This window comes from Streptomyces colwelliae, assembly GCF_048158785.1.
Lineage (GTDB): Bacteria > Actinomycetota > Actinomycetes > Streptomycetales > Streptomycetaceae > Streptomyces.
On record NZ_JBLTJC010000346.1, the window covers coordinates 1 to 10,827 of the forward strand.

The window sequence follows — 10,827 nt, forward strand, 5'->3', positions numbered from 1 at the left end:
ACGGTTGTCAGCGCGGTGTAGACCGAGCTGCCCTTCTTACGGAACTGCAGCTGGACCGGCCGGCCCTGGTAGCCGGTGTAGTTGCCGCTGTCCCAGTTCGCGCGGGTCAGCTCGCGACCCCTTCGCCTCCGCCCAGGCCGCCCTGGACGGCGTGATCGCCTCCTCCATGGCAGCCGACGCCCTCACCGCGATCCGCGGCGACCAGCTCCCCCTGGTGATGCTCGACAGCGACCCGAAGGGCAGCCTCGGCGCGGCCACCGTCAACCTCGACATCGCCGACGGCATCCGCCAGGTCGCCGACCACCTGCTGACCCTGGGCCACCGCCACTTCCTGCACCTGGCCGCCGACGTACCGTCCTGGACCTTCGAGGTACGCGCGCGTGAACTCGCCGCCCGGGTCGGCGAGATCGAGGGCACCACGGTCCGTACGGCCCGCGCCCCCATCTCCATCGAGGGCGCCCTGGCCGCAGCCGAGGCCGCGCTCGCGGACCCTGGGTCGCGGGTGACCGCCCTGGTCTGCGACGACGACAAACTCGCCGCCGGCGCCTACAAGGCCGCCCGCCGCCTCGGCCTGCGCATCCCGGACGACCTCTCCATCACCGGCCTCGACGACCTCGCCCTCGCCACCGCCATCGACCCGGAACTGACCACCGTCCGCCTCGACGCCGAACTCTTCGGAGAACACGGCATGCGCGCCCTCCTGGCCGTTCTGGACGGCCGCGTACCGGAAGAGGGGGACATCCCGGTGGAACTGGTCGTCCGGGGCTCTACGGCACCACCAGGCACCGCCTGACGCCCCTGCGGCCCCCGCTACGCCGCGCGCCCCGGCCGATGACCGGCCGGGGCGCGCGAGGGGCTGGGTGAGGTCGGCTCACTCCTCGTCGTCGGCGTCGGACTCCTCCGACGACGTGTCCGCGTTCTCGCCCTCCAGCAGGCGGGACAGCTGACGGCCGACGATGCGCTTGAACTTGCGGGCCTGCGGACGCGTACGGTCCAGGACCGCGACCTCCAGGCGCTCGGCGGGGATCTCCCGCTCGCTGCCGTTCGTGTCACGGGACAGGGACTGCACGGCCAGCTTGAGCGCCTCCGCGAGCGTCATGCCGTCGCGGTGACGCTGGTCCAGATAGGTGCTGATCGTCTCGGCGTTGCCACCGACCGCGACCGAGCCGTGCTCGTCCACGATCGAACCGTCGTGCGGCAGCCGGTAGATCTGATCCCCGTCGGGCGTGTCCCCGACCTCCGCCACAACCAGCTCCACCTCGTACGGCTTCTCGGCCGCACTGGAGAAGATCGTGCCGAGCGTCTGGGCGTAGACGTTGGCGAGACCGCGGGCGGTCACGTCCGCACGGTCGTAGGTGTAACCGCGCATGTCGGCGTACCTGACGCCGCCGATCCGCAGGTTCTCGTACTCGTTGTACTTTCCGGCGGCCGCGAACCCGATCCGGTCGTAGATCTCGCTGAACTTGTGCAGCGCACGGGACGGGTTCTCGCCGACGAAGACGATGCCGTCGGCGAACTGCAGCACGACCAGGCTGCGGCCACGGGCGATGCCCTTGCGGGCGTACTCCGCCCGGTCGGCCATGGCCTGCTGGGGTGAGACATAGAACGGCGTCGACACCGGTATCCGTCCCTCTCTTCTAAAGTTCCGTCGAAGTCAGTGGATCACCAGGATCACCTTGAAAGAACGGGCCCTGCGTCAGAGCAGCGCGGCGCGCGGGCCGTCGGGCTGCTGCAGTCGCCGCTCCAGGATCGAGCGGGCGATCTCGGAGGACTCGTCGTCGGTGAGCCGGCGGAAGCCGTCCTCGGTGATCACGGTGACGATCGGATAGATCCGGCGGGCGACATCGGGACCACCGGTCGCCGAGTCGTCGTCGGCCGCGTCGTAGAGGGCCTGGACCACCAGGGTCGTGGCCTCGTCCTCGGTCAGCTGGTCGTGGAAGAGCTTCTTCATCGCACCGCGCGCGAACACCGAACCGGAGCCGGTGGCCGCGTAACCGAGCTCCTGGGAACGGCCGCCCGTCACGTCGTACGAGAAGATCCGGCCGATGCCGCGGTCCACGTCGAACCCGGCGAAGAGCGGGACCACGGCGAGGCCCTGCATGGCCATGCCGAGGTTGGAACGGATCATGGTGGACAGGCGGTTCGCCTTGCCCTCCAGGGAGAGTTGGGCGCCTTCGACCTTCTCGAAGTGCTCCAGCTCCAACTGGAAGAGCTTGACCATCTCGACGGCCAGACCGGCGGTGCCGGCGATACCCACCGCCGAGTATTCGTCGGCCGGGAAGACCTTCTCGATGTCCCGCTGCGCGATGACATTGCCCATGGTGGCCCGCCGGTCACCGGCGAGCACGACGCCGCCGGGAAACGTCACGGCGACGATGGTCGTCCCGTGCGGAGCCTCGATGACGCCCTGGGTGGGCGGCAGTTGCCGATTGCCCGGAAGCATCGCCGGCTGGTGGTCGGAGAGGAAGTCCATGAAGGACGACGACCCAGGCGTCAGGAAGGCAGCTGGTAGACGCCCGGTACTACGAGTGTTGGCTTCCACGAGGATCCTTCCAAGTAGGCGGCAGCCCGACGAACAGCGTCGGGATCATCTCCCAACTTGCCGATGGCCGAATTGCAGTTGAAGCACAGTACGCCACGGACCCTACCCGTCTCGTGGCAGTGATCCACATGAACCGCAGGAGCTTTCAAACAGATCACGCAGAGCCCCATTTGAGAGGCGACCATCGCGTCACGCTCGGCTTCGGTGATGCCGTACTTCCTACGAAGGTGACCAGCTGGACCGACAGTCGCCTTGCAAGCCTTACAACGGCTCGCCAAGCCGTCCGGCGCGCTGGTTTTGCGGTGCCAGTCACTGTGAGGCCTCACCTCGTTACAGCCTCGGCAGTGCTTGTGGCCCGGCGGAACGGGCACCTTCTCGCGCACTGTCCGCCCCTTGGCCTCCTGGCGCTGTCGGTAGTACTCCGCAGAGCATTCCCTGCAATACGCCTGCAGACCGTCAGGAATCGACTTGTTGCCCGCGAAGGCCGCTCGCGGCTTGGATTCCCCGCACCGCGAGCAGCGCTTCACGCCTTCTTCGTTCGCCAACCCGAAGCCCCCGGTCACCTTCGATTCGAAGGCTATTCGCCACCCTTCTGAACGAAACTTCGCACGAAGTCCTCGGCGTTCTCCTCGAGGACATCGTCGATCTCGTCCAGAACCGAGTCGACATCGTCGCTCAGCTTCTCCTGGCGCTCCTTGAGGTCGTCGGTCGCCTGCGCTTCCTCCGCCTGCTGTTCGACCTCCTCCGTGGAGCGCGTCGCCTTCTGCTGTCCGCCGCCGGTGTCCTTGGTCGCCATAACCCTCACCCCGCTCGGTTCGACGTTCTTGATCAGACCCTACTTGCAGGGACTGACATCGGCCCCGCAGTTCCTACAACGTACGGCGGCCACCTCGATGATTCCCGGCCACCGGACGTTCCACCCTGCCCGGCGCCCCGGACCCGAGGGTCCTGTCAGCCGCCCGACAGGACCCTGACCAGGTCTTCCGCGGTTCGACAGCGGTCAAGGAGCTCCTTGACGTGATTACGCGTTCCGCGAAGCGGTTCCAGGGTTGGGACGCGCTGGAGCGAGTCCCGGCCCGGGAGGTCGAAGATCACGGAGTCCCAGGAGGCCGCCGCGACGTCGTCGGCGTACTGCTCCAGGCAGCGTCCGCGGAAATACGCGCGCGTGTCCTCCGGAGGCGTCGTACGCGCCCGCTCGACCGTGTCCTCGTCCAGCAGGCGCTTGATGCGGCCGCGGGCCACCAGGCGGTTGTAGAGGCCCTTCTCGGCCCGTACGTCCGCGTACTGGAGGTCGACCAGCTGGAGCCGGGCCGCGTCCCAGTCGAGGCTGTCCCGGCGCCGGTAGCCCTCCATGAGCTCCCGCTTGGCGACCCAGTCCAGCTCGCCGGCCAGACTCATCGGGTCGTTCTCCAGCCGGTTGAGCGTGTCCTCCCAGCGAGCCAGGACGTCCTTGGTCTGGTCGTCCGCGTCGGAGCCGTAGCGCTCCTCGACGTATTTGCGGGAGAGCTCGAAGTACTCCATCTGGAGCTGGACCGCGGTGAGGGTCCGGCCGCTGCGGAGGGTGACCAGGCGCTTGAGGGTGGGGTCGTGGGAGACCTGGTGGAGGGTGCGGACCGGTTGGTCCACGGCCAGGTCGACGGCGATGAAGCCGTCCTCGATCATGGAGAGGACCAGCGCTGTCGTGCCCAGCTTGAGGTAGGTCGAGATCTCGGAGAGGTTCGCGTCACCGATGATCACGTGCAGCCTGCGGTACTTCTCGGCGTCCGCGTGCGGTTCGTCGCGGGTGTTGATGATCGGGCGCTTGAGGGTGGTCTCCAGACCGACCTCGACCTCGAAGTAGTCGGCGCGCTGGCTGAGCTGGAAGCCGTGCTCGTGCCCGTCCTGGCCGATGCCGACGCGGCCCGCTCCGGTGACGACCTGGCGCGAGACGAAGAAGGGCGTCAGGTGGCGCACGATGTCCGAGAAGGGGGTCTCCCGCTTCATCAGGTAGTTCTCGTGCGTGCCGTACGAGGCGCCCTTGTTGTCGGTGTTGTTCTTGTAGAGGTGGATCGGCTGGGCGCCGGGGAGTTGGGCCGCGCGCTCCGCGGCCTCCGCCATGATGCGCTCGCCGGCCTTGTCCCACAGGACGGCGTCCATGGGGTTGGTGACTTCGGGGGAGCTGTACTCCGGGTGTGCGTGGTCGACGTAGAGCCGTGCGCCGTTGGTGAGGATGACATTGGCGAGGCCGATGTCCTCGTCGGTGAGCTGGCTGGAGTCGGCGGCCTCCCGGGCGAGGTCGAAGCCTCGCGCGTCCCGCAGCGGATTCTCCTCCTCGAAGTCCCAGCGGGCCCGCCGCGCCCGGTGCATCGCCGCCGCGTAGGCGTTGACGATCTGGGACGAGGTGAGCATGGCATTGGCGTTGGGGTGGCCGGGGACGGAGATCCCGTACTCCGTCTCGATGCCCATTACTCGCCGTACAGTCATGCGGCCCTCCTTGCCCGGCGGCGGCGCCCTCGGTTGGGGACGCCGCTCAAGTACCGCTGGCGCTCCGGTGCGTGTGCGGTGCCCGTCCCCGCACTGCGCGACTCGGCGGTACCGAAGAGCCTAGAACGGCTTTGCGCTGGTGGGGAGATCATTTGCGTCATTGCCTCGCGCGCCCCTTGTTCGGTCATGGCCTGAAAAACAGTCGGCTGCGGGTACCCGCCTAGGGCACCCGCAGCCGCCCTGCTTTTTACAGGTACTGACCGGTGTTCGCCACCGTGTCGATCGAGCGTCCGGTGTCGGCGCCCTGCTTGCCGGTGATGAGCGTACGGATGTAGACGATCCGTTCGCCCTTCTTTCCGGAGATCCGGGCCCAGTCGTCCGGGTTGGTGGTGTTGGGCAGGTCCTCGTTCTCCTTGAACTCGTCCACGCACGCCTGGAGGAGGTGCGAGACGCGGATGCCCTTCTGCTTCTGGTCGAGGAAGTCCTTGATGGCCATCTTCTTGGCCCGGCCCACGATGTTCTCGATCATGGCGCCGGAGTTGAAGTCCTTGAAGTAGAGGACTTCCTTGTCACCGTTGGCGTAGGTGACCTCCAGGAAGCGGTTCTCCTCGGATTCCGTGTACATGTGTTCCACGGCCGTCTGGATCATGCTCTGGACGGTGGTGGTCTTGTCGCCCTTGTGCTCTCCGACGTCGTCGGGGTGGAGCGGGAGGCGCTCGGTGAGGTACTTGGCGAAGATGTCCTTGGCGGCCTCGGCGTCGGGACGCTCGATCTTGATCTTCACGTCCAGGCGGCCGGGGCGCAGGATGGCGGGGTCGATCATGTCCTCGCGGTTCGAGGCGCCGATCACGACCACGTTCTGCAGGCCTTCCACGCCGTCGATCTCGGCGAGCAGCTGGGGGACGATGGTGTTCTCCACGTCCGAGCTGACACCGGAACCACGGGTGCGGAAGAGGGATTCCATCTCGTCGAAGAAGACGATGACAGGGGTGCCCTCAGATGCCTTCTCACGGGCGCGCTGGAAGACCAGGCGGATCTGCCGCTCGGTCTCACCGACGTACTTGTTGAGGAGCTCGGGGCCCTTGATGTTGAGGAAGAAGCTCTTGCCGGTGGCCTGGCCGGTGACCTCGGCGACCTTTTTGGCCAGCGAGTTGGCGACGGCCTTGGCGATGAGCGTCTTACCGCATCCGGGGGGCCCGTACAGCAGGACGCCCTTGGGCGGCCGCAGTTCGTGCTCCTTGAAGAGGTCGGGGTAGAGGTACGGCAGTTCGACCGCGTCGCGGATCATCTCGATCTGGCCGCCCAGACCGCCGATCTGCTCGTAGCCGATGTCGGGGACCTCTTCGAGGACGAGTTCCTCGACCTCGCTCTTCGGTACGACCTCGTAGACATAGCCGGACCGAGGTTCCAGCAGAAGGGCGTCGCCGGGGCGGATGACGACGTCCAGGAGCGGCTCGGCGAGCCGTACCACCCGTTCCTCGTCGGTGTGCCCCTGCACGAGGGCGCGTTCGCCGTCCTCGAGGATCTCCTTGAGGGTGACGATGTCGCCGACACGCTCGTACTTCATGGCCTCGACCACGTTGAGCGCTTCGTTGAGCATTACTTCCTGGCCGCGGCGGAGCTCTTCGAGTTCCACGCTCGGGCTGACGTTCACCCGCAGTTTGCGACCGCCGGTGAAGATGTCCGCTGTGCCGTCCTCGTTGGCCACGAGGAAGACACCGAAGCCGGCCGGCGGCTGTGCGAGCCGGTCGACTTCTTCCTTGAGGGCCACGATCTGGTCGCGGGCCTCACGGAGCGTGTTGGCGAGTCGCTCGTTCTGGGCGGACACCCCGGCCAGATTGGTCTGCAGCTCGACGATCCGCTCTTCGAGAATCCTCGTGTGTCGCGGAGAGTCGGCGAGCTTACGTCGCAGGACGGCGATCTCCTGCTCAAGGTAGGCAATCTGCCCGGACGGGTCGTCGGACCCTCGTCCCGGGCGGATGCCGCGGTTCATGTCGTCGTCGTGGGCTGCCACGGTCCTCACCTCCTCCAAGGGGAGCTGGACGCTTCCAGACCCTACCTGGGTGGGTGTCGATTGAAACCCCTAGATCACAAAGACTGTCAAGGTGTGTCGTCGGTCACCCTGCGCTCTCCCTCACGCCGATTGGATACCCACTCAACGTGATTCAGAAGCGGACTGTTCCAAGGCCGGGTTGGTCAAAACCCTTCACGGCGGACGTGAGTTGCCGTACGGGCGGGTTCGACGCCCGGTGGAAACCGGCCAAGGTGCTCCTGACTGAGAGTGTCCATGCGGACAGTGTCCGTCATGGGGTGGCGTGAAACCTGAGATCGCGGAGAAAGGCCGCCCGGGCGGGCGGAGGTAGGGTCGAAGATGTTCAACACCCGGCGGAAACAGGAGACATCACCGTGCAGGACGAGGCCGCGGCCGACGGCGAGGCGCTGGAGGTCTGGATCGACCAGGACCTCTGTACCGGCGACGGCATCTGCGCCCAGTACGCCCCCGAGGTCTTCGAGCTGGACATCGACGGCCTGGCCTATGTGAAGAGCCCGGACGACGAGCTGTTGCAGGACAAGGGCGCCACCACGCCCGTACCGCTGCCGCTGTTGGTCGATGTCGTGGACTCCGCCAAGGAGTGTCCCGGGGACTGCATCCATGTGCGCCGGGTCGCGGACCGGGTCGAGGTGTACGGGCCCGACGCGGCCTGAGCGTCAGCCGATGGTCAGACGTTCTGGGCGTTGCCGGGGGTGGAGCGGACGAACGAGCCGTTCTGCCACTGCCACTTGGCGGTCTCCTTGACGTCGGGGCAGCAACTGGGCACGTCCGCCGTCGAGTAGCCGAGCAGTGTCGCGAGCACCGCGCCGTCGCGTACGGCGAAGTCGGTGACGGTCTCGCGGGCCTTCGGGGCGACCAGGGTGGCGACGACGCGCGGCTTGGCGGCGCCCGCTCCCTGGGTGAGGACGTAGACGCCGTCGGGCGGTGTGCCCATGCCCGCGTCGCAGTGGACCACCGCGACCGTTTCCGGCCTGCCGTCGCCGTCGAGGTCTCCGGACGCCTTCTTCTGTACGACGGCCTTCACGGGGCCGCAGTCGAGGGGGAAGGCGACTCCTGTGGTCGCGGGGGCCGAGGCGGCGGGCGCGGACTTCGTCTGCGGGCCGGCGGCCTGGGCGGCGTGCGCGGAGTCGGGCTGAAGGCCCGAGGAGAAGGCCACGACACCGGCGATGGCCGTGGCAGTGGCGACCCAGTGGATGGGGCGGGTGTTCGTGTGTGCCAGTTCCAGTTCCGGGACGGCGGAGTGCTGCACTAGGAGTGTCTCCTGTGAGGGCTGTGCCGGTGGGGGTGGCCTGCATGCTGCCACACGCCACGGTGCGGGGGAACGGCGGGGTCGACAGTTCGTTCGCCCGGTCGCACGGTCGCGCCGCACGGGAGGGTCCGACGGTGGCGGTACGTCAGAAGCAGAACGCCGTGGCCGAGTTCCGGAGGTCTTCCGGGAACTCGGCCACGGCGTTCGTGCGTTGAGTGCGGCACAGGGCCGCCTTTGAGTGCGGCTCAGCGGCCGGCGGCGCCACCGGCGGCGTTCGGGCCGTCGTAGTCGTCGCCGTATGCGCCCTTGGAGGGACGGCGGCGGCGCATGGGGGGCTCGACGCCGTCCGCGAGGCGGCGGGCGGTGAGGAGGAAGCCGGTGTGGCCGATCATCCGGTGGTCGGGGCGGACGGCCAGGCCCTCGACGTGCCAGTTGCGGAGCATCGTCTCCCAGGCGGTCGGCTCGTTGAAGGAACCGATCTCGCGGATGGACTCGACGGTCCGCGCGAGCTGGGTGGTGGTCGCGACGTAGCAGCACAGGATGCCGCCGGGCACGAGCGCCTTGGAGACGGCCTCCAGGCACTCCCAAGGGGCGAGCATGTCGAGGATGACGCGGTCGACGTCCGCGTCGGACAGGTTGTCCTGGAGGTCGCCGACGGTGAGCTGCCAGGCGGGGTGCGGGCCGCCGAAGTAGCGCTCCACGTTCTGCTGGGCGATCTCGGCGAAGTCCTCACGGCGCTCGTAGGAGTGCAGCATGCCCTGGTCGCCGATGGCGCGCAGCAGGAAGCTGCTGAGCGAGCCGGAGCCGACGCCCGCTTCCACGACGCGTGCGCCGGGGAAGATGTCGGCGAAGGCCAGGATCTGACCCGCGTCCTTGGGGTAGACCACGGCGGCGCCGCGGGGCATGGACAGGACGTAGTCGGGGAGCAGGGGGCGCAGCGCGAGGTAGGCGACGTTGCCGGTGGTGCGGACAACGCTGCCCTCGGGAGCACCGATCAGTTCGTCGTGCGGGAAGGAACCCTTGTGGGTGTGGAAATTCTTCCCGGCTTCGAGCGTGAACGTGTAGTGGCGGCCCTTGGGGTCGGTCAGCTGAACCTGGTCCCCGACCTTGAAGGGCCCGCGCCTGCGGGCGGCACCGGTCGGTTCGGACATGTGACCAGCCTACCGGCGTTTGCGGGGGCCGCCGACCACGCGCGCGTGCCTCAGTTGGGGCGGGCCATGGCCTTCACGAAGGCCCGCTCGACGTCGGCGGCGGACAGGACGCCGTAGATCTCGCCGGTCTCCTCGACCACGAGGTACTCGGTGGCGGGGGTGGCGCGCAGGGCGTCGAGGAGGTCCTCTCCGGCCAGTTCCGCGGAGACGCGCATGCCGTCGGTGAGGTCCTGGGCGAGGCCGCTGACGACGACCCAGGGGCGGCGGTGTTCGGGGACGCCGACGATGGCGGCCTCGCGGACGAGGGAGAGGGGCTGGCCGTCGGCGTCGACGACGACCAGGGCGCGGGCGCCGGCGGCGTTGGCACGGCGCAGGGCCTCGGAGAGCGGGGTGTTGGTCTCGACGGGGACCGCGCGGCGGGTGAGGTTGCGGGCGCGGAGTTCCGGGAGGTGTTCGCGCAGTCGGGCCATACGGAGGCTGTTGCCGGCGCCGGTCCAGATGATCGCGGCGAGGATCGCGGCGAGCAGGGCGTCGGTGACGGTGTCCATGCCGCTGATGTCCTCGGTGTTGGTGCCGAGGGCGCCGGTCTGGGTGAGCAGCGGGAGACCGATGAGGACGGAGACGGCGAGTGCGCGGCCGACCCAGGCGGCGGCGATGGTGCCGCTCATGGGCCTGCCGGTGATCTTCCAGACGACGGCGCGGAGCATGCGGCCGCCGTCGAGGGGCAGACCGGGCAGGAGGTTGAAGGCGGCCACGATGAGGTTGGAGACCATCAGCCCGGCGAGCAGGACGCCGGGGACGGTGCCGGGTTCGACGGGCAGCATGGCCAGGTAGAAGATGCCCGAGAGGATCAGCGAGAGCAGCGGGCCGACGAAGGCCAGCACGAACTCCCTGCCGGGGGTCTCGGCCTCCTTCTCGATCTCGGAGACACCGCCGAAGAACTGCAACTGGATGCGGCGGACCGGGAGTTTGAAGCGGAGGGCGGCGACGGTGTGGGCGAGTTCGTGCACGAGTACCGAGCCGTAGAAGGCCACCGCGAAGAAGAGGGCCACGAGGTAGCGGGCTGCGCCGAGCTCGGGCAGCACGCGGTCCAGCTGGCCGCCGAACACCCAGGTGATGAGCGCCGCGACGAGGAACCAACTGGGCGCCACGTACACGGGCACCCCGAAGGGCCGCCCCATCAGCAGCCCGCCGGGCGTCACCGCCAAGCAGGCGGCGGCGACGCTGATGAACTTCGCGTGGCACCGGCTGGATCGTGTCGATGCTCGTCCTCGGCGGCTACCTCCGCGTCCACCGCCAGCTGACGCGGACGGCCCTCGAGCGCGCCGAGCGCGCCGAACGCACCCGCGAGGAGGAGGCCCGCCGCCGC

Annotated in this window: 10 protein-coding genes and 1 pseudogene; 2 read left to right on the top strand and 9 right to left on the bottom strand. The window is 68.4% G+C overall.

What is annotated here, in order from left to right; translation table 11 throughout:
- Positions 1-91 precede the first annotated feature (91 nt).
- Positions 92-793 (top strand): annotated as a pseudogene (locus ACNFOC_RS42870) (LacI family DNA-binding transcriptional regulator); the annotation flags it as partial.
- A 78-nt stretch (positions 794-871) separates the two neighbouring features.
- Here the strand turns inward: ACNFOC_RS42870 and prcA are convergent.
- The 6 genes from prcA to arc all read right to left on the bottom strand — a co-directional run bounded on the left by prcA (position 872) and on the right by arc (position 7,019).
- Positions 872-1,618, bottom strand: coding sequence for a proteasome subunit alpha (prcA, locus tag ACNFOC_RS42875; RefSeq protein WP_416964421.1), 747 nt, complete (start codon positions 1,616-1,618; stop codon positions 872-874).
- 78 nt (positions 1,619-1,696) lie between these two features.
- Positions 1,697-2,542: a proteasome subunit beta gene (gene prcB / locus ACNFOC_RS42880; RefSeq protein WP_416964422.1), complete on the bottom strand. Its 846-nt coding sequence runs from the start codon at positions 2,540-2,542 to the stop codon at positions 1,697-1,699.
- Positions 2,494-3,087, bottom strand: a complete 594-nt coding sequence (locus tag ACNFOC_RS42885; protein ID WP_416964423.1) for an endonuclease VII domain-containing protein — start codon at positions 3,085-3,087, stop codon at positions 2,494-2,496. The genes prcB and ACNFOC_RS42885 overlap by 49 nt, the downstream gene beginning before the upstream one ends.
- 32 nt (positions 3,088-3,119) lie before the next feature.
- On the bottom strand, positions 3,120-3,338 hold the full coding sequence (locus ACNFOC_RS42890; RefSeq protein ID WP_416964424.1) for a ubiquitin-like protein Pup: 219 nt from the start codon (positions 3,336-3,338) through the stop codon (positions 3,120-3,122).
- A gap of 155 nt (positions 3,339-3,493) precedes the next feature.
- Positions 3,494-5,005 carry a depupylase/deamidase Dop gene (dop, locus tag ACNFOC_RS42895; RefSeq protein ID WP_199811048.1) on the bottom strand — a complete coding sequence of 504 codons (1,512 nt, stop codon included), beginning with the start codon at positions 5,003-5,005 and terminating at the stop codon, positions 3,494-3,496.
- A gap of 247 nt (positions 5,006-5,252) precedes the next feature.
- Positions 5,253-7,019: a proteasome ATPase gene (gene arc / locus ACNFOC_RS42900; protein WP_416964425.1), complete on the bottom strand. Its 1,767-nt coding sequence runs from the start codon at positions 7,017-7,019 to the stop codon at positions 5,253-5,255.
- 386 nt (positions 7,020-7,405) lie between these two features.
- Between arc and ACNFOC_RS42905 the strand changes: the two genes are divergently transcribed.
- The gene (locus ACNFOC_RS42905) at positions 7,406-7,711 is read left to right on the top strand and encodes a ferredoxin (RefSeq protein ID WP_043682010.1); all 306 of its coding nucleotides are present in this window, start codon (positions 7,406-7,408) and stop codon (positions 7,709-7,711) included.
- Positions 7,712-7,725: 14 nt separating this feature from the next.
- On the opposite strand, the gene ACNFOC_RS42910 is transcribed toward ACNFOC_RS42905, so the two are convergent.
- The 3 genes from ACNFOC_RS42910 to ACNFOC_RS42920 form a co-directional block, all read right to left on the bottom strand.
- Positions 7,726-8,307: a hypothetical protein gene (locus ACNFOC_RS42910; protein WP_416964426.1), complete on the bottom strand. Its 582-nt coding sequence runs from the start codon at positions 8,305-8,307 to the stop codon at positions 7,726-7,728.
- A gap of 245 nt (positions 8,308-8,552) precedes the next feature.
- Positions 8,553-9,458 carry a tRNA (adenine-N1)-methyltransferase gene (locus ACNFOC_RS42915; RefSeq protein WP_416964427.1) on the bottom strand — a complete coding sequence of 302 codons (906 nt, stop codon included), beginning with the start codon at positions 9,456-9,458 and terminating at the stop codon, positions 8,553-8,555.
- A 50-nt stretch (positions 9,459-9,508) separates the two neighbouring features.
- Positions 9,509-10,827: site-2 protease family protein (locus tag ACNFOC_RS42920; protein ID WP_416964428.1), on the bottom strand; the 1,319-nt coding region annotated here is incomplete at its 5' end.